The organism is Variovorax sp. GW823-FHT04B03 (assembly GCF_058796495.1).
The window spans coordinates 1,540,388-1,563,607 of record NZ_JBXAIT010000001.1; the positions used below are offsets into that span (position 1 = coordinate 1,540,388).

Below are 23,220 nucleotides of genomic sequence, written 5' to 3' on the forward strand. Positions count from 1 at the left end.
TTACTTCTGGATGAACCAGTAGACCCGGCCCTTGGGCTGCTTGAACGCGGCCTTGGGCGCGGTGCCCTTGGGGCTGAGGAAGGAATTGGGACTGGCGCCGATCACCACGTCGCGAATGCTGCCGTTGTCGAGCTCGACCCGACCCACGACTGGTGTGGGCGCGAGCCCGCCACCCACCACGTTCTGGAAGCGTCCGAGGGTGCTCTGGGCCGCGGCGTTGACGTACGAGACGTTGTAGACCCGTGCGGTGCCGAGGTCGGCCTTGCACGTCAGCGTGTTGGGGACGGTGGGCGTGTGGGTGTTGAAGGTGGTGACGCCGTAGGCGGTCACCGAGCCGGTCACGACCTGCTCGCCGGCAGCGAGGGCGAGGTACCAACCCTTCTTGGTCGCAAGGTCCGCGGACGTCGGGTCGTCGGTCGTGGTGATGGCCTGCAGCGAGGCATGGCACAGCAGCTCGTTGCTGGTGCCGGTGCCGCAGCGGGTGAGGACGGCCTCGCTGCTCAGCCAGTTGTCGTCGGTGGGCTTGTCCACCAGCATGTAGAAGCGATTGGCCACGCTGAGGGCCGAGGTGTAGCGGCGCAGCGGCTTCTCGCGGTCGCCCGAACCCAGCAGCACGACGTAGGAGCCGGTGTCCTCCAGCACGTCGGGGCCGAACATGAACTTGCGGTTGGGCGTGCAGGTGGTCACGGTGTCGCAGCCGAGCGAGGCGATCTTCTTTAATTCCCAGGCGGACGGTGCTGCGGTGCCGATCTTGATGCGGTAGACGTTGCCGCCCAGGTCGGCGGCGTAGGCGATCTTGGCGACGCCGAGCGCGTCGGTGACCACCGTCACTTCGCCGACCACCGGGCGTTCCGTGGTGAACACCTTGCGTTGCGCGCCGGTATCGGCGTCGAGCACATAGATCCGGTTGCCCTTCACGCCGCTGCCGCAGGCCTGGGTGGCGCTGTTGGTGTCGGCGTCCTCACACTTGTCGTAGCCGCCGCCGAAAATCAGCAGCGGCGAGTTGCCCGACGCGTAGCCGCTGGCCTTCAGCACCTTCGGTGCCGACCAGGTCTGGCCGATGCCTTCGAAGTCGCTGTCGCAGTCGGTGTCATTGGACTGGTTGGGGCAGCCGCGGCGCCATTTCAGGGAGGGCGCAGCCGGGTCGGACACGTTGAAAGCGTACATCTGCCGGCCACCGCGGCGCATGCTGGCAAACAGCCAGGCCGTGTTGCCCTGGCGGTAGGCGGATACCGCGCCGTCCATGCCGTAGGCCTTGGGGGCCACAGTGGTGCCGGTGGGCACGGGCATGCCGGGGAAATCGATGCGGACGTTGTTGTCGTACAGCCGCTTCAAGCTGCCATAGAACTCGGGCGGAACAAAAGACCACAGCTCGGCGCCCGCGGCAGCCGTGCCGATGGCTCTGCTGCGGTTGCCGTTGATGGCTCGCAGCGCGCCGTCGTTGCCGCCGTAGAACACCACCACCTGGGGCGCCGTGGCGGTTCCGTAGTCGATGGCGACCGGCCGTGAATGAACCACGTCGCCATGCACGGAGGGACGCATGCCGCCGGTGGTGACCAGCGTGCCATCGGCCCGGGCCCTGTCATCGCCCTTGTTGTCGAGGCCGCGTACCCAGTCGATCAGCTTGTCGCGGTCGGCATCCACGGCGACGCCCAGGTCGCCCTTGTTGATGGCGCTGTTGCCGGTGGAGAAGTTCGTGAGTGTGCTGCAGCCGGTTGCGGCGCAGGTTTTCATGTTGCGGCTGGCCACGGTCAGGCTGCGCAGCATGTAGCCCTGCGCACCTTTTTCCACCACATCGCCGTCGGGGCTGTCGGACAGCTTGTTCTGACCCAGGCAGCCGCCCGAGGGACGGTCCGCGGGCAGGAGGAAATCCCAGTAACTGCCCCCGCTCCCCTTCGCGGGTGTCCAGAAGCTCTGGGCGCAGGGGTCCACGAAACCGGTGTTGTTGTTGATCGCGTTGCCGTCGACGGCATCCTGCAGGAGAAGTTGGCCGCCGCTGTCCAGTCCCAGTTTGTATTGCTTGAGGTTGCCGTACCAGCGCGGGCGCGCGCTGCGATCGGGGCGGAACATGCCGACGAACACCTGGTTCAGGTAGGTGCCCTGCGTGTTCACGCTCACGGGCAGGCTCACCGAGGAAAAGACGCTGTTGACCGCCTGGATCTTGCTGAAGATCTTGGCGAGCGCATCGATGAGCGCGGTGTTGAGATTGGTGCTGCCGGACAGGTCGAAGTACTCACCGTCGGACCTGTCGGCCATGCTCCGGAGCAACGCCGTCCAGCCAGGGCCTTGGCCGCCGGTCGCGCGGACGGCCTCGATGGTGTAGACCTTCACGCGCATGCTGTCCCTCAGGAAGCGTGCCCATTCGTCGGCGGGGTTGTCTTGCGAGCCGCTGACGCCCAGCACGATGGGGGTCGTGTCGCCGCCGGCCTGGCGCAGGGCCTCGGTCGAGATCTGGATGTCGTTGGTGTTGTCTTGCGCCGCGCCGTTGCTGATGTAGATGATGAAGGTGCCGGTGCAGTTCTCGGTGCTCGGCGGGATGTAGCGGGCGCCGTTGAACGAACTGAGCGCGTTGCCCGCCAGCGCATAGATCTGGTTGGACGCGGCGGTCCCGCGTGTATTGCCCAGATAGTCGGTCTTGAGCTTGTTGTTCCCGGCGATCGGCGCGCCGCCGGACAGGTAGCGGTAGACCTCCGCCATCGTCTTGCCGGCCTTGCCGCCGTTGGACTTGTCGGCGGTCTTGTCCAGGCTGGCGAGCATGCTGGTGTACGTGATCTTGGTGTCGCCGTCCAGCGTGCGCACGGCGGCGCGCACGTAGCCGCCGTCCGAGTTGGAGTTGCCGCCACCGGTCTCCGTGAACATCATCAGGCCGATCTTGAACTGGTTGGGGTCAAGGCTCCTGAAGGCCGTCTTGAGCGCGTCGAGTTCGGCTTCGAAAGGCTGGTTCCAGTTGGCCGTGTTGTCCAGCACGAACAGCACGTTGGGCATCTGCCCGGCCGCCTGGTTGTATTCCACGAAGAGATCGATGTCCTCCGCCTGCGCCGCTTGCATCGGCAACGCGAGCAGCACGGCGGCCCACAGCGTGGTGAGTAGTTTCCTTGTCATGGCGGGGACCCGTTCATCGTCGTGGTTCAAGAGGCGGCTGGCGCGGGTTCGGCTGGCGCGACCGGCGGCGGCGCGCACAGCGCTTCGAACTGCGCCTTGTTGAGCAGCGCCCGCACGCCCTGGCGCACGGAGGTGGTGGTGCCGGTGGCGCCGGGGGTGGTGTCGGTCACGGTGGTGCTGATGTCCCACACGGTGTTGTACTGGTCGGGCAGGGCCGCGAGCCCCGAGCCGCTGCTGGACGCGCCGCCCGTGATGCCGCCCGGGCCCGTGCTGCCGCCGCCGCCGCTGTCGACGGCCTTGGTGGCGCGCACGCACACGGGCGGGGCGACGGTGACCGTGTAGTCGTTCAAGCCGTCGTTGTTGATGTCGACCATGCTCACGGTGCCCTGCGGCGGCGCGAGCGACGGGGTGCCGTCGCTGCCGGGCACCAGCAGGCTGGCCGCGACCTCCTCGATCGCGCGGTTGGCGGCGGCCACGGCTTCGTTGCGGGTCTGCAGGTTGCCCACGGCCTTGAGGTTGGCGCCGCTGAGGTTGAAGGCGGCGGTGACCACGAGCGTGATCAGCAGCAACATGATCATCCCGATGATCAGCGCGGCGCCGCGCTGGGTCTGGGTGGAGCGGCCGGCGCGCACGCGTGGCTTCATGGCGTTTCCCTCCGGCCGGTGACGTTGGTCAGGCGCACGGTGGTCGCGAACGCGTGCCGCTTGTAGTGGTCGTTGAACGGCGCGAGCGTCGCAGCGCCCATCTGGTACCTGCGCGTGTCGGTGTGGCCCGGCGAGATGGTGGTGGCGCGCGCGAGCACATACAGCTTCACGGCCACCGCGTTGACCAGCTGGTCGGCGGTGCAGGTCGCGCCGCAGTGCACGAAGGCGCCGTCGGGGCTGCCGTCGCCGCGGTTGGACGGGGTGGACTTGTTCGCCGGGTCGGCCCAGGCGATGGCCTGGGCATAGTTGACGGCGGCGCCGGTCTTGCTCAGCGTGTCCAGGCCGAGCTCGACGCGAAAGCCCTCGACGCCTTCGATCAGCGCTGTGGGCGGCTGCTGCGCGAGCGTGCCGCCCACCAGGTCGAAGCGCGAGCGTGCCAGCGTGGGAATTCCGTCGTTTTCGGCCTCGGCGTAGTCGCGCACGTAGTAGATGTCGGCCACCAGCTTGCGCTTGGGCGAGGCGCTGGTGCAGTCCTTGAGGAACATCTGGTCGAAGGCGCCGGTCGAGAGGTCGAACGACGAGGGCTTTTGCGTACCGCACAGCGACGACTGGAAGTACATCGCGCCGGCCACGTCGGCGTCGCAATGGGGCGTGCCGGGCAGGCAGGTTTCGGCATGGCGCACCACGAGGATGTCGGTGCCGGTCTTGTGGTGCGTCAGCAGGTCGGTGCAGGTGGCCGGCACGCTGCTGTAGACCTGCACGGGCAGGTCGAGCAGCTGGCGCTTGTAGTCCTCGGTCCAGTTCGCCGCCGAGTAGGCCAGGCACGGGTCGGGCACGTTGCCGGTGGGCACGTGCGTGGGCGCGGCGCTGACCGTGAGGTCGTCGAACTCGGGCATGTAGTTTTCCCAGAAGCCCGCGTGCGAGATCTCGTTCTCGAGCACGAAGATGCTCAGGCGCCCGGTTTCGATCTGGCGGTTGACGCGTTCCATCTCCCGCTGGGAGCCGCTCACGTTGAGGAACAGCGTGAGCAGCGCGGCCATCACGATGAGCATGATGGTGATGGCCACCATCAACTCGATCAACGTCAGCCCGCGCTGGGCGCGGCGTGCGGTGGGGCGCAGGTTCATGAGAGCGATCCGATGCGCACGAGCGTGGTCACGGTGCGGCGGCACAGGTCGTTGATGCACTTGGTGCCGGTGTCGTAGAGGTCCTTGCCGCAGGCCACGCCGGCCGGCGGCGCCGAGATCGGGCCCAGGCCCTGCCAGGCGACCGTCACGAGGTACTCGTTGTTGCCCATGTCTTCCACGCAGCCGCGCCCGCCGATGACGGTGCCCAACTTGTCGTTGCCCGAGAACTCGGCCGCGCCCTGCAGCGCGTTGCACCACTCCCTGGCGTCGATCTGCTGGCGCGTGCCGGTGCCGGTGGGGCAGGCATCGGTGCCACCCAGCGGTGCGCTGGTGGCGTAGCTGGCCGCCACGCGGCGGTTGATGGCGATGCGGTTGGCCATGTCGTTGAGCAGGATCAGCGCCTGCGAGCGCTGGTACGACTCCATCTCGGAGGCCTGCAGCCGGGCCTGCAGGCCCACGAGGCCGAACAGGCCGAAGGCCAGCACGAGCAGGGTGACCAGCACTTCGATCAGCGTGGCGCCGCGCTGGCGCTGCAAGGCGGGGCTCACCATTTGTTGGACGGCGTCTTCACGCCTTCGCTGGTGAGCCCGAGGTTGCCGTCGCTTTGCTGGCTGCCGATCGCGGTGAAGGTGATCGTGAAGGTGGGCGGGCCGGATTCCTGCAGCGCGACGTCGTAGCTGTAGTTGCTGCTGACTTCGGCGGGCAGGCTGTAGCCGCTGGCAGTCAGTGCCGTCTTGTCGGCGTAGCCGCGGTTGGCAATGAGGAACTGCTGCTGCCGGTTGGCGATGTCCATCATCTGCGCCTGGGCCGCCGAGCGCTTCGATCGCACGATGTACTGCTGGTAGCTGGGCAGGGCGATCGACGCCAGGATGGCCACGATGGCCACCGTGATCATGACCTCGATCAATGTGAAGCCGCGGGGGGCGCGTGCCTGCGAATGCTGGGTCATCGTGGACTCGTCAGAGATGTTTCACATTGTTAGTGAATGTGAATTTATCACATCTAATGTGAGCGCAACGGATTTGCGGCGCTTCCGGCGGCCGTCCGGCGGCGGCGATCCGGGCGTGGATAGGGGTTATCCATTAGGCAATTCCACCCGCCCGGCCCGCGCAGTCCGACGGATGCGGCCCGGCGGCGGGCGGGGAACACTCGCCCGGTTCATATCGAGGAGACATCCGCATGCCCAACATTCGCCGCCATCTGGTGTGGCTGGCCGTGGCCGTGCTCGGCGCTTTCGCGCTGGGCACCGTCGCCCTGAGCCGGGGAGAGAGCATCAACGCCCTGTGGGTCGTGACCGCCGCGCTCTGCACCTACCTGATCGCCTACCGCTACTACAGCCTGTTCATCGCCGACAAGGTGCTGGGACTGGACGCCAACCGCAAGACGCCCGCGCACCGCCACAACGACGGCCTGGACTACGTGCCGACCGACAAGAACGTGCTGTTCGGCCACCACTTCGCGGCCATTGCGGGCGCCGGCCCGCTGGTGGGCCCGGTGCTCGCCGCGCAGATGGGCTACCTGCCCGGTTTGCTGTGGGTGCTGGCGGGCGTGGTGTTCGCGGGGGCGGTGCAGGACTTCATCATCCTGTTCATCTCCACGCGCCGCGACGGCCGCTCGCTGGGCGACCTGGTCAAGCAGGAGATGGGCGTTGTGCCCGGCATGATCGCGCTGTTCGGCACCTTCATGATCATGATCATCATCCTGGCGGTGCTGGCCCTCATCGTGGTGAAGGCGCTGGCCGAATCGCCCTGGGGCAGCTTCACGGTCGCCGCGACGATTCCGGTGGCGCTGTTCATGGGCGTGTACCTGCGCTACATCCGCCCGGGCCGCATCGGCGAGGTGTCGGTGATCGGCTTCGTGCTGCTCATGGCGGCCATCTTCGGCGGCCAGTGGGTCAGCCAGCACCCGGTGTGGGGCCCGGCCTTCACCTTCGACGGCAAGGCGCTCACCTGGATGCTCGTGGGCTACGGCTTCGTCGCCGCCAGCCTGCCGGTGTGGCTGCTGCTGGCGCCGCGCGACTACCTGTCGACCTTCCTGAAGATCGGCACGATCATCGCGCTGGCCATCGGCATCGTGGTCGTGATGCCCACGCTGCAGATGCCCGCCATCACGCAGTTCGCGCAGGGCAACGGCCCGGTGTGGTCGGGCAGCCTGTTCCCGTTCCTGTTCATCACCATCGCCTGCGGCGCCGTCTCGGGCTTCCACGCGCTCATTTCTTCGGGCACCACGCCCAAGATGCTCGACAACGAACGCCACGCGCGCTTCATCGGCTACGGCGGCATGCTGGCCGAATCCTTCGTCGCCGTGATGGCGCTGGTGGCGGCCTCGTGCATCGAGCCGGGCATCTACTTCGCGATGAACAGCCCGGGCGCGCTGGTCGGCACCACGGTGCAACAGGCCGCCGCAACGATCTCCGGCTGGGGCTTCGTGGTCACGCCCGAGATGCTGCTGCAGACGGCCAAGGACGTGGGCGAGACCACCATCCTCGGGCGCACCGGCGGCGCGCCGACGCTGGCCGTGGGCATGGCCCACATCCTTCACCAGGTGATCGGCGGGCAGGCCATGATGGCCTTCTGGTACCACTTCGCGATCCTGTTCGAGGCGCTTTTCATCCTCACGGCGGTGGACGCCGGCACCCGCGCCGGCCGCTTCATGCTGCAGGACCTGCTGGGCAGCTTCGTGCCCGCGCTCAAGCGCACCGACTCGCTGCCGGCCAACCTGATCGCCACCGCGCTGTGCGTGGCGGCCTGGGGCTACTTCCTGTACCAGGGCGTGGTCGATCCGCTGGGCGGCATCAACACGCTGTGGCCGCTGTTCGGCATCTCCAACCAGATGCTGGCCGCGGTGGCGCTGATGCTGGGCGTGGTCGTGCTGTTCCGCATGAAGCGCGAGCGCTACGCCTGGGTGGCGGCGGCGCCGGCCGTGTGGCTGCTGGCCTGCACGCTGACGGCGGGCTGGCAGAAGATCTTCTCGAGCGATCCGAAGATCGGCTTCCTGTCGCACGCGGCCAAGTACGCCGACGGCCTGGCCAACGGCGTGCTGATCGCGCCGGCCAAGACGCCCGAAGCCATGTCGCGCATCGTCTTCAACGACCGGCTCGACGCGGCGCTGTGCGCGCTGTTCATCTTCGTGGTGCTGAGCGTGCTGGTCTACAGCATCAAGGCCTGCCTGGCGGCCCGTGCTGCCCACCGGCCGACCACGCAGGAGACGCCGTTCGAGGCGATGGGCGCGGCCTCGTCCGCCGCCCACTGACCGAGCGCAAGCACGCCATGGGCCTCGCCATGCCGGAAGCCGGGCGCTACATCGCCCGCTCGATCAAGCAGTCGCTGCGGCTCATGGTCGGCCTGCCCGACTACGACGTCTACCTGACGCACATGGCGGCCACCCACCCGGACCGGGCGCCGATGAGCTACGAGGAATTCTTCCGCGAGCGGCTCGAGGCGCGCTACGGCGCGGGCAAGGGCCGCTGCTGCTGACGGGTAGCGGATGACAGAGAGAAAGGGGCGCATGCGATGCGCCCTTTTTTCATGTCACGAGGCGCCGAGGATCTGCGCCATCCGCAGCGCCGCCGGCGAGAGCGGCCGGTTCTTCAGGGCCAACCGGTACAGCGGCCGCGACAGCACCGCGCCCGGCAGCTTCAGCTCGCGCAGCGTGCCCAGCGCGAGCATGTCGGCCACCACCACGCGCGGCAGCATCGAGATGCCGACCCCGCTGGCCACGGTGCGCGCAATGGCTTCGTTGCTCGCCATTTCCATCCACGGCGGCGCGTCGATGCCGTGCGCCGCGCACAGCGCCTCGGTGGCCTGGCGCGTGCCCGAGCCCGGCTCGCGCAAGATCCAGTTCTGCCGGCCCAGCAGCGCGGCCGTCACGCCGCGCCGGGGCAGGGCGGCATCGGGCGGCGCGACGATGGCGAGCGGGTCAGTGGTCCATTCGCGCACTTCCACGCGCTCCTCGTCCACGCGGCCCTCGACCAGCGCGAGGTCGATGCGGCATTCGAGCAGCTGCTCGCACACCCACTGCGTGTTGCCGACCGTGACGCGCGGCACCACCGCCGGGTAGGCGGCGCAGAAGGCCGCGATCTGCGGCGGCAGCCAGTAGCTCGCCACCGTGGTGCTGGCGCCCAGCGTGAGGCTGCCGCGCTGCACGCCGACGCGCGCACGCACGTCGTCCAGTGCCGCGCGCTCCATCGCGAAGATGCCGCGCGCATGCGTGAGCAGCGACGCGCCGGCCTCCGTGAGCCGAAAGCCCTTGCCCGCGCCGCGCTCGATGAGCGTCAGGTCGAGCTGGTGCTCCAGCTCGCGGATGCCCTTGGACACCGCCGGCTGGCTGATCCACAGGCCCTCGGCCGCGCGCGAGAAGCTGCCCGCTTCGGCCACGGCGACGAACAGGCGCACCAGATGCAGGTTCAGGGTCATAACTTAACTTCATGCATTGGTGAAGTTTATGTCTTTGACTCATGGGGTGTCGATTCCTAAAGTCGGGTCCATGTCCTCCCTTGCCGCCTCCTTGCCCGGTTTCTCCTTCGTTCGCCGCTGCGGCCCCGGCGTGTTGCTGTCTGCACTGCTGGCGGCCGCCGCCGCGCTGCTGGCCGAATGGCCGCCGATGGTGCACCTGGGCCTGAGCGCGCTGACGCTGGCCATCGCACTGGGCATGGTGGCGGGCAACACGGTGTTCCCCGCGGTGTCGGCGCGCACCGGCGCGGGCGTGGACTTCGCGCGCAGCGCCTTGCTGCGCGCGGGCATCGTGCTCTACGGTTTTCGCATCTCGCTGAGCGACATCGGCGCCGTCGGCTGGCCCGGCGTGCTGATTGCGATGGCGATGGTGGCGCTGACCTTCGGCCTCGCGGTGCGCATCGGCACGCGCTGGCTGGGGCTCGACCGCGAGACCGCCGCGCTCATCGGCGCGGGCAGCGCCATCTGTGGCGCCGCCGCCGTGATGGCGACCCAGCCCGTGGTGCGCGGCGAAGAGCACAAGGTGTCGATCGCCGTCGCCACGGTGGTGGTGTTCGGCACGCTGTCGATGGTGGCGTACCCGCTGGTCTATCCGTACCTCGGCCTCACGGAACATGCCTTCGGTCTCTTCGCGGGTTCTACCATCCACGAGGTGGCGCAGGTGGTCGCGGTCGGCGAGGCCGTCAGCCCGGGCGCGGCCAACGCGGCGGTGGTCGAGAAGATGCTGCGCGTGATGATGCTGGCGCCGTTCCTCATGGGCCTGTCGTTCCGCGTGGCGGCCTCGACGCCGGGCGCGGCGAGCCTGGGCGCGTGCTGGCGCCAGGTGCGCGTGCCATGGTTCGCGGTGCTGTTCATCGCCGTGAGCGCCGTGCATTCGCTCGACGTGCTGCCCCGCGCACTCGTCGCCGCGCTGGTGCAACTCGACACGCTGCTGCTCGCCACCGCCATGGCCGCGATGGGCCTGCGCACCAGCGCTGCCAGCCTGCGCAAGGCGGGGGCGCAACCGCTCAAGCTCGGGGCGCTGCTGTTCGTGTTCCTGACGGCCGGCGGCTATGCGGTGAATGCGGCCGTGCTGGCGATGTTCTGAACGAATTTCGCGCAGGGCTCAGGCGGCGCCTGAGGCGTCCTGCGTGAATTCCAGTTTCTCCTGCGCGCGCCTTCGCGGGACCATCGGTGCCACGCAATTCGTGGAGAAAAAACCGATGTCATCCGAACTCAACCAGATCGCCAGTTGGTCGCTGCGCTGGCGCATCTTTCTGTCAGGCACGCTGTGCCTCGTCGCCGCCATCGCCGCGGCCAAGCCCTTCGACGCGAACGTCGACCTGCAGACCGAGCAGCGCTACCAGCTCGCCCTCGAAGCGCAGGCCGCACGCGACTACCGAACGATGCTCGAGCAACTGCGCCAGGCCGCCACCGAAGGCCATCCCGAGGCGCAGGAGATGCTGGGCATGGTGCTGCTGACGGGGCCCACGCTGTACGGATCGGCCGTGAAGGCCGACCGCTGCGAAGCGCGCACGTGGATGCTGCGCGCCGCCGGGCAGGGCAGCGAAACGGCCAGGGTGCAGCTGGCGTTTCTCAACAGGCTGCGCAGCGCGCCGTCCGGAAAGATCGCCTGCGGTTGATGGCGAGTGCGGCGCGGCCATACTCGGCGCTCCTTCACGAGCGCGCCGTTGCATGCCCACTCCTTCTTCTGCGGACCGACTGATGCGCACCGTGTCCTGGCGCCTGTTCGCGTGCGTGCTCGCGCTCGCCGGGTGCACGGCAACAGGAAACAAGCCCGACGCGACCGTCACCCGGACTTCTGACGGCTACGAGGTCACGCTCTACGCCACCCGGGGCTTGATGGTGCATGACCCTGTGTCGCTGATCTTCCACCGCAGCTACGAACTCGAATCCCGCATCCGGGTGCCGTCGATCGAAGGGCGCATCGACGCAGCCGACGCCTCGGTGTACGAGGTGAGCGAGTTCGACAAGGCGGCGCAGAAGAAGGCGCCTTCCACGCACCCTGTCGATCTCCGGCTGCGGGAGCACTACGAGAAGGAGCGCAGGCCGCGCCTCACGGGCGCGCTCGTTTTCTCGGGCAAGACGCTGACGGTCGACGTGCAGGCGGTGGGGCAGAACGGTTCGTCCCCGTATCCGTTCAACGGTACCTACCGCCTGAAGACACGAAAGTAGCGGCGATTGCCGCCTGCTCCTCAGGTCGCCCAGATGCGCGGCGTGGCCGCCGGCAGTTGCCACAGCTCGCCGCGCCACGCCTGCCAGACCTGCCGCAGCAGCTGCATCGCGGGCTCGACCACCGGCGCGAGCACGCGCAGCACCACCACTTCCGCATGCGGGCTGGTCGCGCCCGCGCTCTCGTGCAGTTCGTGCGCTTCGAGCAGCGTGCGCGCCTGCGCCAGCAGGGCTTCGCGCCGTGCCTTGGCCATCGGCGAACCCGCCACGACGAACAGCGAGGCCAGGCAGCGGTGGCCGCCCAGCCCCAGCGGGCTTTGCAGCAGGCGGTGGTCGCTGGCGTCGATGCGCCCGCGTTCCAGCCACACGCCGGGCGCTTCGATGTGCTGCAGGTAGGTGCCGCGTTCGAAGGGCTGGTGGGCGTTGGGCAGGCCGAGCGCGCACACGTCCCAGCCGATCATCTCGGCGCCCGGTGCGACCTCGAGCGTGAGCCGGTTCTCCGCCTGGCAGCCGCTGTAGCAGATGGCTTCGAGCGGCAGCCATTCGAGCCGCGCGCCCTGTGCGAGGCGGATGCGCGTGCGTTGCAGCGCGGTCTCGCCTTCGGAGCGGTAGAAGCGCGAGGCGCCGGGCGTGGTGATCAGGCCGTGGCTGTCATCGGCGGCCTCGATGTCGATGTCGAGCGTGTCGCCGCCCACGAGACCGCCGGGCGGATGCACCAGCACGTTGTGGCACACGGCATCGCCTTCGGGATAGAGGCTCTGCAGGATGCGCAGCGGGCCGTCGTGGCGAAAACGGGCGACGCTGCGGTCGGCTTCGTTTTGGTAGGCGAGGTGGAGACGGGCGTGCCAGGGCATGCGGGGAGTCTAGTGCGCCGGCTCAGGTCTTCCAGGCGCCGTCATGCGCGGCGGCGGCTTCGTCGATGAGCGCCGGCCCGATGCACTCGATGGCATGCGGCGAAGCGCGGAACACGTCGCGGCACGACAGTTCCGCGTCGCGCTGGTCCTGCCGCTCGCCGCGGAACACACGCAGCCGCTGCGCGTCGATGCCGAACACCACGCGGCCGATGTTCGACCAGAAGATCGCGCCCGCGCACATCACGCACGGTTCGCCTGAGGCATAGAGCGTGGCGCCGGCCAGCTCTTCGCGCGTGAGGCCGCGGCCGGCCAATGCGCGCAGCGCGTTCACTTCGGCGTGCGCGGTGCAGTCGCCGGTTTCGGCGTTGCTGTTCGCGGCCTCGGCCAGCACCTCGCCGGCGGCCGAGACGATGACCGAGCCGAAGGGCCGGTTGCCGCGCCGGCGCGCGGCATGCGACCACACGATGGCCTTGCGCAGGTAGCGGCCGTCGCGCTCGTCGAGCGTGGTTTCTTCGGGGAGGGCGGGAATGGAAGGGTCAGGAAGGTTCATGCCTTGGGTGCGGGAAGAAGGCGCTCGCTGCGCGCAGGCAGCATTGAGCTATTGAAGAGGGCGTCGGCCGAGGGCCGCGTCTTCAGGCCGAAGGTGTCGGCCACCTCGTCGACCTGCTGTTCGAGCGTGAGCTTGCGGATGTCGCCCAGCCCGTGGCCGCGCGTGTCCGCCGCGCCCACGTACTGCGCCGTGAGGCCCCAGCGTTCGAGTTCGACCTTCTCGTCCAGGATCGGTTCGCGCTGGCGCATGGCCGCGATGCTGGGCATCGGGTTGGCAAAGGTCTCGACGATGGCGCGGTTGGTGGCGCGCAGAAAGGCCGCCACCACCTTCGGGTTCTGCGCAATGAGGTTGCTGCTCGCCAGGATCGCATTGCCGTACAGGTTGACGCCCGCATCCGAATACTTGAGCACCGACAGCTCGTCGACCTTCATGCGCGCGAAGAGCGAGACGGCCGAGTCGTGGAAGTAGGTGGCGGCATCGACGTCGCCGCGCACCATCACGTTGTCGCGCGCGCTGAAGTCGGTGGTCTGCCACTGGAAGGCGTCGCCGCGCATGCCCTGCCTGCGCGCCACCATCGGCCAGGCGCGGCGCGTGGACTCGACGGCGGCGGCCGCCACCTTCTTGCCGGTGAGGCTCTTGAAGTCGGTCGTCACGCCGCGGTCCTTGCGTCCGATGATCACGAACGGTGCACGGTTGTAGTACTGGTACACGGCCTGCACCACCGGCGTGCCCGGGTTCTGTGCGTTGAACTCGACCAGCGAGCTGATGTCGCCCAGACCCAGCTGGTAGACGCCGCTGGCGATGCGGGTGATCGACGCGACCGAGCCGGCGCCGGTGTCGATCGTCACGTCCAGCCCTTCGTCGCGGTAGTAGCCCTTGGCCTGCGCCAGGAAGAAGGGCGCGGTCTGGCCGTTGATGCGGAAGTCGAGCGTGAACTTGAGCGGTGTGAGCTTGCCGCCCTGCGCGAGCACGGCAGGGGCGGCGAGGGTGGCGGCAGCGGCGGCAAGAAAGGATCGGCGTTGCATGGTGGGGCCTCGGAGTCGGTGGTCTTGACGGATGCCTCCCACCGCGGGCGGGAGGCGCCTCAAGAGCAATTTCCGGGCGGGCGCACGGGGATGGTGCGTGCGCTGCTGAACGCTTCTACTCTTGCTCGCTGTCTTGCATGAGGCATGCCAGGGTGCGGCGCTCGGGCATGGCGGCAAGGGGCTTGGACGTGCGACAAGGGCGCGCCACAATCCGGGCGCGCTAATTGCAAGTCGATCGGCGCAGAGTAGAAGCGTTCAGCCTCGCGCATGCCTTTTCAACCGGCATGCCGACGAAGCAGGAAATTGCTCTTTCACGTTCGTCCCACACGCACATCGAAGGAGTTCGCCCATGCTCGTCACCCGACAACCCGTCTTCCGCAAGTTCTGGCATGCCGTCATGCCGCTCACCGAACTGGCCCACGGCCCCAAGCCTTTCCGGCTGCTGGGCGAAGACATCGTTCTGTTCCTCGACGCCGACGGCCAGCCGGCTGCCCTGCGCGACCGCTGCTGCCACCGCACCGCGAAGCTCTCGAAGGGCTGGTGCGTGGATGGCGAAGGCAAGGCCTGCGGGCAGGGCGCGATCCAGTGCGGTTACCACGGCTGGACCTACGACCGCAGCGGCCAGGTGGTGCGCATCCCGCAGTACGAGCCCGACCGCAAGATTTCTCCCGAGTACAAGACCACGGCCTACCATTGCACCGCGCGCTACGGCTACGCCTGGGTGGCGCTGGAAGAACCCATCGCCGACATCCCGGTCATTCCCGAGTTCGACGATCCGGGCTACCGCACCATCTTCCAGTTCTACGAGGAGTGGCAGACCAGCCCGATGCGCGCGCTCGAAAATTCGTTCGACAACTCGCACTTCAGCTTCGTGCACCGCGCCACCTTCGGCGTGGCCGCAAGCCCGAAGCCGAGCAAGTACGAGTTGGTGGAAAACGAAGCGGGCTTCTACGCCGAGACGGTGATCGAAGCGACCAACCCGGTGAAGTTCCACGCGATCAGCGGCGTGACCGACGCGATCACCACACGCCACATGCGCAACGCCTACTTCCTGCCGTTCGCGCGCCGCCTCGACATCGAGTACCCGAGCGGCATCCGCCACATCATCATCAACTGCTTCACGCCCATCGACGACGGGCGCATGCAGTTGTGCCAGTGGCTGTTCCGCAACGACACCGAGGCCGACTGCGCGGCGCAGATGCTGATCGACTTCGACGAGGAGATCACGCGCGAGGACAAGGACATCCTCGAATCGACCGACCCCGATGCGCTGGTCGACACGCGGCGGCGCGGCGTGGAGTACTCGATGGAGTCCGACCGGCCGGGCATGCTGATTCGCAAGCACCTGATGCAGCTGCTCGCCAGGCACGGTGAGGCGGAGGTGCACCGGGGCATGACGATCCCGATCGCGAAGGCTGCCTGAACGGGCTACCGCTGCAGGCCCCGCGTGCGCGTGGCCGCAGCGGTCGGGGATTCACACCTTCTCAGGCCTTCACGAACGCGCCGTGCAACCCCAGCGGCAGCGCGTAAGGCAGCGTCGCCTGCGCCACCGGCCCGGCGGCCAGGTGGTCGGCGGCGAAGCACGACAGCACCGTGCGCTGCCGGCCGAAGTCCAGCGCCGTGCCCAGCACCCAGCCGGGCTTCGCGCCATCCGGCACGAAGACGTGCTCTTCCACGATGGCCTGCGCGCCGTAGCTGAAGCGCTGGCTGCGTCCGCTCTCGATGTCGGTGCGCGCGACCGCGCCGAAGCCGGGCACGTCGGCGCGTGTCTGCGTGGCGTGCACCACCTGGCGGTGGCGCAGGCCGACGCGGCGCGGGTCGATGCGGGGGAACTCGGCTTCCAGCGGCAGTTCGCGCTGCGTGGCCTTGCCAGTGCCCAGGTCGAGCGTGGCGACGGTCAGGCGCGGCTCGTTGCGGCGCACGCGGCGCGCGCGCATCACCTCGCGGTTGCTGGTGAACACCGACTCGGCGTTCTGCGTGCGCACGTAGTCGATGTGGATGCGCGCACCGCGCGGCGTGTCTTCTTCCCACGCATTGCCGACGTGGAACAGGAAGCCGGCCGGCAGCTCCAGCAGCTGGCGCTTGTCCCAGTCCTGCTTGTCGACCACCAGCGCGCGCATGCCGAGCTCGGGCCGCCAGACGTGGGCGTCGAGAAAGCTCGCGCCGGCCTCCTTGCGCTTGCTGTCGTACACCAGCGGCGGCATGAGGAACACGAGGTGCCGCGCGGTCACGGCGAAGTCGTGGACCATGGGCAGCTCGGGCACCGGCACCACGGCCGCGCGGCGCAGCGCGCCGCCGGGTGCGATCTCGTACAGCGCCAGCAGGCTCTGGCCCGAGCTCACGCCGAAGTTCCACACGGTGCCGTCCGGGTCGACCTTGGGGTGGGCCGAGAAGGGCATGCCCGCGAGGTCGGCGCGCCAGGTCTTCACGCCCAGCGTGTCGAGCGTGCGCGCATCGATGCGCGTGGCCGAGCCGCCTTCCCACAGCGCCAGCACCTCGCCCTGCATCGGCAGCACGCTGGTGTTGGCGACGTTGATGGCGTCGGCCGAGGTGGGCGGTTCCACGCCCGGCGGCATGGTGCCGAAGGCTTCGGTGAGGTGGCGGCCGGCCTTCACCTCGGCCACGCGCTTGGGCGTGGCGACGTAGCGGCCCTGGTGGCGCACGTCGGCGCCCTCGATGACGAAGCGGTGCACCATGCCGTCGCCGTCGAACCAGTGGTGGTAGCGCTCGCCGCCGAGATCGTGACCGGCCGGGCCGATGCGAAACAGCGTGCCGGCGACGGCGTCGGGAAAGCGCCCGCGCACGGTGGCGCGGGTCAGGGGCAGGTCGCCAGGCGGCGTGGCGAAGCCGATCTTCCAGGGCGCGTCGGCGGCTTCGAACTGGGCTTGCCAGTCGTCGGTGGTGCCGGCCGCGCGTGCGAGCGGGGCGAGCAGGGGCAGGGCGCCGGCCGTGGCCAGCAGGCGCAGGAGTTCGCGTCGTTCCATGGCCGTGTCTCCTCAGCGCAGGTGGATGACGGCCTGCGCGTCGGCGTCGATGCGCAGCGCCGCGGCCTCGAAGTCGGGCGCGCCGCGGTTGCCCTTGGCGTCGTTCGAGAAGCCGTAGCGTTCGATCGGCATGCCCACCAGGTTGGTGTCGAGCTTGCCGTTGCCGTTCTCGTCGGCGAACACGCGCAGCGCGTAGCGGCCTGGTGCCAGGTCGGTGAAGACGAAGCGGGCCTTGCCTTCGCGCATCGGCGCGGTCTGCGAGGCGAAGGCCTTGCTGTCGGCGTAGCTGGCGGCGTCGTTGTACAGCGCGACGTAGAGCGTGGCGCCGGCAGCCGGGCCGTCGGCGATGCGCAGGTTCAGGTCGGCGGCCAGGGCGCCGAGCGGGGCGAGCGCGGCAGCGGCGATCAGGCCGCGCGCGGCGGGGCGGGAGAGGAAAGCGGGAAGGTGCATGGCAGGCCTCGTGGTGGGTGGAGGGCCCGACGATCCCGCAGTCGCCGGGCGGTGCCCAGCGTCATGCGACGGAATGCGTGATTGCGCGCGCGAAATGCGCGCAGAAGGAGCGAACGCCGCGGCCCGGGAAGGGCCGCGACCGGTGTCAGGCCTTGTCCTGCCCGTCCTTCGGGGCCTGCGCGGCCTCTTCGACCGCGTGCCCCGTGCCCACATGGCCCGAGTCCGCAAACAGGCTCCAGGCCGCCATGAACAGCGCCGCGATCACCGGTCCGATCACGAAGCCGTTGATGCCGAAGATCGCCATGCCGCCGATGGTCGACATCAGCACGATGTAGTCGGGCATCTGCGTGTCCTTGCCCACCAGCACGGGGCGCAGGATGTTGTCGACCAGGCCGATCACGAACACGCCGATGAAGATCAGCACGCCGCCCTGCCAGAAGTGCCCGGTGGCCAGGTAGTAGATGGCCACCGGCCCCCAGATCAGCGCCGCGCCCACGGCCGGCAGCAGCGACAGGAAGGCCATCAGCACCGCCCACAGCAGCGCGCCCTGCACGCCCAGGAACCAGAAGGCCAGCCCGCCGATGGTGCCCTGCGCAATGGCCACGGCCACGTTGCCCTTCACGGTGGCGCGGATCACGGTGGTGAACTTGTTCAGTAGGTAGTGCGTGTGCGGCTTGGCCAGCGGCAGCGCGTCGCGCATGGTCTTCGACAGCGAAGTGCCGTCGCGCACCAGGAAGTACAGCAGGTACAGCATCACGAAGAAGCTCACCACGAAGTCGAAGGTGTTCTGCCCGATGGCCAGCGCCTGGCTGGCGATGAGCTGGCTGGCCTGGCCCGCGATGGCCGAGACGCGCGCCTGCCAGGCCGCCATGTCGCCCAGGTTGAAGCGCTCCACGATGTTCAGCAGCCACTGCGGCGTGGCGTTCAGGATCTGCTGGAAGTAGGCCGCGAAATTGATCTGGCCCGAGCGGATGCTCTGGGTGATCAGCGCGATCTCCTGCACCAGCGACACGCCCACCATCGCCAGCGGCAGGATCACGATGAACAGGCAGATCGCCAGCGTGGACATCGCGGCCACGTTGCGCCGGCCGGGCATCTTCTTGAGCAGCCACTTGAACAGCGGCGTGAACAAAATCGCCAGCGCCACCCCCCAGAGCACCGCGCCGAAGAACGGCATCAGCACCCACAGAAAGGCGACGGTGACGGCGGCAAGCAGGGCGAGGAAGACGCCGCGCTGGAGTTGGGGAGAGTTCATAAGTGTCTCGGACTGTAGCCGAGCCGGAACCCGCCGCTGTGTCAGCCGGCGCGCCCTTGTGCGGCGCAACAGGGTTGCCCAAGAAAAACGCCGCAGGCGCAGGGCCGGCGGCGGGTGTCAGCTATGCAATCGATAGCTGATGGCGGCACAAATGCACAGCTTCAACGCCTGGCGGCACGCGGCAGCGCCACCGGCGCGAGCGTGGCGCGCAGCCGGCTCGGCGCGTCGGGCTCGGCGGTGGCGTCGACTTCCAGCGCCCGTTCGACATTGCCGATGTGGTCGAGCATGAGCTGGCGCGCCTGCTCGATGTCGCCGGCCTCGAGCGCCGCCACGATGGCGCCGTGCTCCGCGCACGACTGCCCGGCCTCGTGCTTCGATTGGTAGAGCGTGGCCGCCAACGTGGTGCGCGCCGTGAGGTCGCGCAGCACGTCGACCAGCAGCTGGTGGCCCATCTGCTCGGCCAGGCAGACATGGAAGTCGGCCAGCAGGAAGGCGCGCGTGGCGGCGTCGGCGCCTTCGATGGCGCGCTGCTCGTCGGCGATGTGGTCGCGCAGCTTGCGGATCACCTGGCCCAGCGGCCGGCCTTCGCTCGCGGCCAGGATGCCGGCCTCGACGATGCGGCGCGCCGAGAAGGCGTCGCGCGCTTCTTCGGCCGAGGGCTCCACCACGTACCAGCCGCGGCGCGACTGCACCTCGACGAAACCGCGCGCCTGCAGCTGCATCAGCGCCTCGCGCACCATGGTGCGGCTGACCGAGAAGTTCTCGGCCAGCGCCTGCTCGCCGAGCCGGTCGCCGGGCGCGAGCTTCTGCGCGAGGATGGCCTCGACGACGCGTTCGGCGATGGCGGTGGGGCTGACGTCGGCGGGCATTTTTTTCAGTGGGCGGTGGAAGCGGCGGTGCCGGTGTTTACCACGGGCGCCTCGGCCAGCGGCTCGTCGTCGGGCGAATAGGTGCCGTCGAGCACGGCATGGGCACGTTCGCGGTCGATGTCGCCTTCCCACGCGGCGATCGCCACGGTGGCCACGCAGTTGCCGATCAGGTTGCCCAGCGCGCGGGCGATGCCCATGAACCAGTCGACCGACAGCACCAGCACCAGGCCGATGGCGGGAATCGCCGGAATCGCATGCAGCGTGGCGGCCAGCACCACGATCGCCGAGCCTGGCACGCCGTGCGCGCCCTTGGAGGTGACCAGCGCGATCGCCAGGATGGTCAGCAGGTCGGCCATCGAGATCGGCGTGTTGGTGGCCTGCGCAATGAACACCGCCGCCAGCGTGATGTAGATCGAGAACGCGTCGAGGTTGAACGAGTAGCCCGTGGGAATCACCAGGCCCACCGTCGAATCGCGGATGCCCATGCGGCGCAGCTTGGCCATGATCTGCGGCAGCACGCTGTCCGACGAGGTGGTGGCGAACACGATGGCCAGCTCTTCGCGCAGGTAGCGCAGCAGCTTCCAGAGGCTGAAGCCCGACATGCGCATCACCAGCCCCAGCACCACGAACACGAAGACCAGCACCGCGCCGTAGAAGAGGGCGACCAGCATGCCCAGCTGCTTGAGCGAGCCGATGCCGTACTTGCCGACCGTGAAGGCAATGGCACCCAGCACGCCCAGCGGCGCCAGCTTGATGATGATCCCCATGATCTTGAACAGCACCAGCGAGAGTGCATCGACCACGGCCGCCACCGGCGCGCCGCGATCGCCCAGCAGCGACAGCGCGCAGCCGAACAGCACCGCGAACAGCAGCACCTGCAGCACGTCGCCCGTGGCGAAGGCGGCCACCACCGTGGTGGGAATGAGCTTCATCAGGAACTCGACCGTGCCGCCGCTGGTGAGCTTGTCGGCGTTGGAGGCGTAGGCGCTCATGGCGCTCGCGTCGAGCGCCTTGGGGTCGACGTTCATGCCCACGCCCGGCTCGAACACGAAGGCCAGCACCAGGCCCATCGCCAGCGCGATGGTGGTCAGCACCTCGAAGTAGATCAGCGCCTTCACGCCGACCCGGCCCACGCGCTTGAGGTCGCCCGCGCCGGCGATGCCATGCACCACCACGCAGAACACCAGCACGGGAATGATCATCTTGATCAGCTTGATGAAGCCGTCACCCAGCGGCTTGAGCTTGGCGGCGAACTCGGGGGCAAAGAGGCCGACGAGCACGCCGATCACCAGTGCGATGACCACCTGTCCGAAGAGCGATTTGGCAAAGCGAGGCATGGAAATCTCCTGTCGTTGTCGTGTCGAGGTTTTGCATGCAAGGATCGCTTTTTCTTGCATACAAGAACTGTAGGCAAGAAGATTGCAGGGGGTTCAGAGGGTATTCCCGGGGCGTTCCGGTCGACGGGGTACCCCCGCCGCGCGCCGGGGCGGTGAGACCTGTGCGGGGCGGCTACTCGATGAAAAGCAGCGCCGGGCATTCGAGCGACGCCCGCACGGCCTGCACGAACTCGGCCGCCAGCTGGCCGTCGACCACGCGGTGGTCGAAGGACGAGGACAGGTTCATCATGCGGCGCGCCACCACCGCCCCGCCCAGCATCACCGGGCGCTGCACGATGCGGTTGACGCCGACGATCGCCACCTCGGGCGCATTGATGATCGGCGTGGAGGCGATGCCGCCCAGCGCGCCCAGGCTGGTGACGGTGAGGGTCGAGCCGCTCAGCTCGTCGCGCGTGGCCCGGCCGGCGCGCGCGGCATCGGCCAGCCGGGCGATCTCGGTCGCGCTCGACCAGAGGTCGCGTGCTTCCGCATGGCGCAGCACCGGCACCATGAGGCCGGCCGCCGCCTGGGTCGCGATGCCGACGTGCACCGCGCCGTGGCGCGTGAGCACACCCGCCTCGTCGTCGAAGCGGGCGTTGATCTGCGGGAAGCGCGGCACCGCCAGCACCACCGCGCGCACCAGCAGCGGCAGCAGCGTCAGGTGCGCCCGCTCGCCGCCCCAGCGTTCGTTGATGCGGGCGCGCAGCAGCTCCAGCTCGGTCACGTCGACCTCCTCGACGTAGGTGAAGTGCGGAATGCGGCGCATCGCGTCCTGCATGCGCTGCGCGATGCGGCGGCGCACGCCGGTCACGGGCACGGCCTCCTCGTCGTGGCGCTCGGCGTAGCGCGCGGCATCCGGCGCCGGCGGACCGGGCCGGCGCAGCAGCCAGGCGTCGAGGTCCTCGTGCAGGATGCGGCCGTCCGCGCTGCTGCCCGGCACCTGCCGCAGATCGATGCCGAGGACCGCCGCCCGATGGCGCACCGCGGGCGCGGCGAGCGGCTTGCCGGCCGCGGGACGCGCGCGTTCGGCCGGTGCCGGTGCAGGCACCGCTGCAGGCGCCGGCGCCGATACGACCGGCACCGCTTCCTTCGCTTCGCCGCCGGCCGCCACGTCGATCCGAATCAGCTCCGCGCCCACCGCGATCTGCTGCCCCACCTCGCCGCCGAGCGCGACCACCCGGCCCGCGGCCGGCGAAGGAATCTCGACGGTGGCCTTGTCGGTCATCACGTCGGCCAGCACCTGGTCTTCGGCCACCGTGTCGCCGGGCTGCACGCGCCACGCCACCAGCTCCACCTCGGCAATGCCTTCGCCCAGGTCCGGCACCTTGATCGTGAGCGTGCCCATTCAGTTCTCCATGGCGCGGCGCAAGGCCGCGCCGACGCGCGCCGGACCGGGGAAGTAAGCCCACTCCTGCGCATGCGGGTAGGGCGTGTCCCAGCCGGCCACGCGCCCGATCGGCGCTTCCAGGTGGTGGAAGCAATGCTCCTGCACCAGCGCCGTCAGCTCGGCGCCGAAGCCGCTGGTGCGCGTGGCCTCGTGCACGATCACGCAGCGGCCGGTCTTCTTCACCGAGGCGATCAGCGTCTGCAGGTCCAGCGGCCACAGGCTGCGCAGGTCGATGATCTCGGCGTCGATGCCGGTCTCGCGCGCGGCCGCTTCGCAGACGAAGACCATGGTGCCGTAGCTGATCACCGTCAGGTCGGCGCCGGGGCGGAACACGGTGGCCGACTCCAGTGGCACCGTGTAGTAGCCCTCGGGCACCTCGCCCAGCGGATGCGCCGACCAGGGCACCAGCGGCCGGTCGTGGTGGCCGTCGAAGGGGCCGTTGTACAGCCGCTTGGGCTCCAGGAAGATGACCGGGTCGTCGTTCTCGATCGAGGCGATCAGGAGGCCCTTGGCATCGCGCGGATTGGAGGGCATCACCGTGCGCAGCCCGCACACGTGCGTGAACAGCGCTTCCGGGCTCTGGCTGTGCGTCTGGCCGCCGTAGATGCCGCCGCCGCAGGGCATGCGGATGGTGATCGGCGCGGTGAAGTCGCCCGCCGAGCGGTAGCGCAGGCGCGCCGCCTCGGACACGATCTGGTCGTAGGCCGGATAGACGTAGTCGGCGAACTGCACCTCCACCACCGGGCGCAGGCCGTAGGCGCCCATGCCGATGGCCGAGCCGACGATGCCGCCCTCGTTGATCGGCGCATCGAACACGCGCGAGTGGCCGTACTTGGCCTGCAGGCCTTCGGTGCAGCGGAACACGCCGCCGAAGTAGCCCACGTCCTGGCCGTAGACGATCACGTTGTCGTCGCGCTCGAGCATCACGTCCATGGCGGAGCGCAGGGCCTGGATCATCGTCATCGAGGCCATGG

22 protein-coding genes are annotated in these 23,220 nt (G+C 68.9%); 6 read left to right on the forward strand and 16 right to left on the reverse strand.

The window, feature by feature from the left end:
- Genes AC1RAD_RS07105 through AC1RAD_RS07125 form a run of 5 tightly spaced genes read right to left on the reverse strand, consistent with a single transcriptional unit; the run spans position 1 to position 5,822 of the window.
- Entirely contained in the window at positions 1 to 3,102 is a 3,102-nt protein-coding gene (locus AC1RAD_RS07105; RefSeq protein WP_492734289.1) for a pilus assembly protein, read from the reverse strand.
- Between the two features lie 26 nt (positions 3,103 to 3,128).
- Positions 3,129 to 3,746 carry a pilus assembly PilX family protein gene (locus tag AC1RAD_RS07110; RefSeq protein ID WP_492734290.1) on the reverse strand — a complete coding sequence of 206 codons (618 nt, stop codon included), beginning with the start codon at positions 3,744 to 3,746 and terminating at the stop codon, positions 3,129 to 3,131.
- Entirely contained in the window at positions 3,743 to 4,873 is a 1,131-nt protein-coding gene (locus tag AC1RAD_RS07115; protein WP_492734291.1) for a PilW family protein, read from the reverse strand. Before AC1RAD_RS07115 ends, AC1RAD_RS07110 begins: the two co-directional genes overlap by 4 nt.
- Positions 4,870 to 5,424 carry a prepilin-type N-terminal cleavage/methylation domain-containing protein gene (locus AC1RAD_RS07120; protein ID WP_159274437.1) on the reverse strand — a complete coding sequence of 185 codons (555 nt, stop codon included), beginning with the start codon at positions 5,422 to 5,424 and terminating at the stop codon, positions 4,870 to 4,872. Before AC1RAD_RS07120 ends, AC1RAD_RS07115 begins: the two co-directional genes overlap by 4 nt.
- Positions 5,418 to 5,822 carry a type IV pilin protein gene (locus AC1RAD_RS07125; RefSeq protein WP_095744136.1) on the reverse strand — a complete coding sequence of 135 codons (405 nt, stop codon included), beginning with the start codon at positions 5,820 to 5,822 and terminating at the stop codon, positions 5,418 to 5,420. The genes AC1RAD_RS07120 and AC1RAD_RS07125 overlap by 7 nt, the downstream gene beginning before the upstream one ends.
- Positions 5,823 to 6,052: 230 nt before the next feature.
- Between AC1RAD_RS07125 and AC1RAD_RS07130 the strand changes: the two genes are divergently transcribed.
- On the forward strand, positions 6,053 to 8,125 hold the full coding sequence (locus AC1RAD_RS07130) for a carbon starvation CstA family protein (RefSeq protein WP_307637248.1): 2,073 nt from the start codon (positions 6,053 to 6,055) through the stop codon (positions 8,123 to 8,125).
- Between the two features lie 17 nt (positions 8,126 to 8,142).
- The gene (locus tag AC1RAD_RS07135) at positions 8,143 to 8,349 is read left to right on the forward strand and encodes a YbdD/YjiX family protein (RefSeq protein ID WP_062472123.1); all 207 of its coding nucleotides are present in this window, start codon (positions 8,143 to 8,145) and stop codon (positions 8,347 to 8,349) included.
- A gap of 54 nt (positions 8,350 to 8,403) precedes the next feature.
- On the opposite strand, the gene AC1RAD_RS07140 is transcribed toward AC1RAD_RS07135, so the two are convergent.
- Positions 8,404 to 9,288: a LysR substrate-binding domain-containing protein gene (locus tag AC1RAD_RS07140; protein WP_492734292.1), complete on the reverse strand. Its 885-nt coding sequence runs from the start codon at positions 9,286 to 9,288 to the stop codon at positions 8,404 to 8,406.
- A 70-nt stretch (positions 9,289 to 9,358) separates the two neighbouring features.
- Between AC1RAD_RS07140 and AC1RAD_RS07145 the strand changes: the two genes are divergently transcribed.
- The 3 genes from AC1RAD_RS07145 (at position 9,359) to AC1RAD_RS07155 (ending at position 11,499) form a co-directional block, all read left to right on the forward strand.
- Positions 9,359 to 10,411: a YeiH family protein gene (locus tag AC1RAD_RS07145; protein ID WP_492734293.1), complete on the forward strand. Its 1,053-nt coding sequence runs from the start codon at positions 9,359 to 9,361 to the stop codon at positions 10,409 to 10,411.
- Positions 10,412 to 10,526: 115 nt separating this feature from the next.
- On the forward strand, positions 10,527 to 10,946 hold the full coding sequence (locus AC1RAD_RS07150) for a sel1 repeat family protein (RefSeq protein WP_492734294.1): 420 nt from the start codon (positions 10,527 to 10,529) through the stop codon (positions 10,944 to 10,946).
- Between the two features lie 82 nt (positions 10,947 to 11,028).
- Positions 11,029 to 11,499, forward strand: a complete 471-nt coding sequence (locus AC1RAD_RS07155) for a hypothetical protein (protein ID WP_492734295.1) — start codon at positions 11,029 to 11,031, stop codon at positions 11,497 to 11,499.
- A gap of 20 nt (positions 11,500 to 11,519) precedes the next feature.
- Here the strand turns inward: AC1RAD_RS07155 and AC1RAD_RS07160 are convergent, their stop codons facing one another.
- From AC1RAD_RS07160 to AC1RAD_RS07170, 3 genes are read right to left on the reverse strand one after another with little or no spacing between them, the layout of a single operon-like run.
- Complete coding sequence (locus AC1RAD_RS07160) at positions 11,520 to 12,350, reverse strand: urease accessory protein UreD (RefSeq protein WP_492734296.1); 831 nt, start codon at positions 12,348 to 12,350, stop codon at positions 11,520 to 11,522.
- A 22-nt stretch (positions 12,351 to 12,372) separates the two neighbouring features.
- Positions 12,373 to 12,900, reverse strand: coding sequence for a nucleoside deaminase (locus AC1RAD_RS07165; RefSeq protein ID WP_354343260.1), 528 nt, complete (start codon positions 12,898 to 12,900; stop codon positions 12,373 to 12,375).
- The gene (locus AC1RAD_RS07170; RefSeq protein ID WP_492734297.1) at positions 12,897 to 13,925 is read right to left on the reverse strand and encodes an ABC transporter substrate-binding protein; all 1,029 of its coding nucleotides are present in this window, start codon (positions 13,923 to 13,925) and stop codon (positions 12,897 to 12,899) included. The genes AC1RAD_RS07165 and AC1RAD_RS07170 overlap by 4 nt, the downstream gene beginning before the upstream one ends.
- 349 nt (positions 13,926 to 14,274) lie before the next feature.
- Here AC1RAD_RS07170 and AC1RAD_RS07175 point away from each other — a divergent pair, with 349 nt between their 5' ends.
- The gene (locus AC1RAD_RS07175) at positions 14,275 to 15,348 is read left to right on the forward strand and encodes an aromatic ring-hydroxylating dioxygenase subunit alpha (protein ID WP_492734298.1); all 1,074 of its coding nucleotides are present in this window, start codon (positions 14,275 to 14,277) and stop codon (positions 15,346 to 15,348) included.
- Positions 15,349 to 15,409: 61 nt separating this feature from the next.
- On the opposite strand, the gene AC1RAD_RS07180 is transcribed toward AC1RAD_RS07175, so the two are convergent.
- From AC1RAD_RS07180 to AC1RAD_RS07210, 7 genes are all read right to left on the reverse strand, one after another.
- Positions 15,410 to 16,909 carry a carotenoid oxygenase family protein gene (locus AC1RAD_RS07180; RefSeq protein WP_159274446.1) on the reverse strand — a complete coding sequence of 500 codons (1,500 nt, stop codon included), beginning with the start codon at positions 16,907 to 16,909 and terminating at the stop codon, positions 15,410 to 15,412.
- A gap of 12 nt (positions 16,910 to 16,921) precedes the next feature.
- On the reverse strand, positions 16,922 to 17,359 hold the full coding sequence (locus AC1RAD_RS07185) for a DUF2141 domain-containing protein (protein ID WP_492734299.1): 438 nt from the start codon (positions 17,357 to 17,359) through the stop codon (positions 16,922 to 16,924).
- A 145-nt stretch (positions 17,360 to 17,504) separates the two neighbouring features.
- Positions 17,505 to 18,614 (reverse strand): AI-2E family transporter, encoded by a 1,110-nt coding sequence (locus AC1RAD_RS07190; protein ID WP_062472098.1) that lies wholly within the window; start codon positions 18,612 to 18,614, stop codon positions 17,505 to 17,507.
- A gap of 161 nt (positions 18,615 to 18,775) precedes the next feature.
- Positions 18,776 to 19,483 carry a GntR family transcriptional regulator gene (locus AC1RAD_RS07195; RefSeq protein WP_095744146.1) on the reverse strand — a complete coding sequence of 236 codons (708 nt, stop codon included), beginning with the start codon at positions 19,481 to 19,483 and terminating at the stop codon, positions 18,776 to 18,778.
- A gap of 5 nt (positions 19,484 to 19,488) precedes the next feature.
- Entirely contained in the window at positions 19,489 to 20,820 is a 1,332-nt protein-coding gene (locus tag AC1RAD_RS07200) for a C4-dicarboxylate transporter DctA (protein ID WP_062472092.1), read from the reverse strand.
- Between the two features lie 172 nt (positions 20,821 to 20,992).
- Positions 20,993 to 22,204, reverse strand: coding sequence for a dihydrolipoamide acetyltransferase family protein (locus AC1RAD_RS07205; RefSeq protein WP_492734300.1), 1,212 nt, complete (start codon positions 22,202 to 22,204; stop codon positions 20,993 to 20,995).
- On the reverse strand, positions 22,205 to 23,218 hold the full coding sequence (locus AC1RAD_RS07210; protein ID WP_492734301.1) for an alpha-ketoacid dehydrogenase subunit beta: 1,014 nt from the start codon (positions 23,216 to 23,218) through the stop codon (positions 22,205 to 22,207).
- Positions 23,219 to 23,220 lie beyond the last annotated feature (2 nt).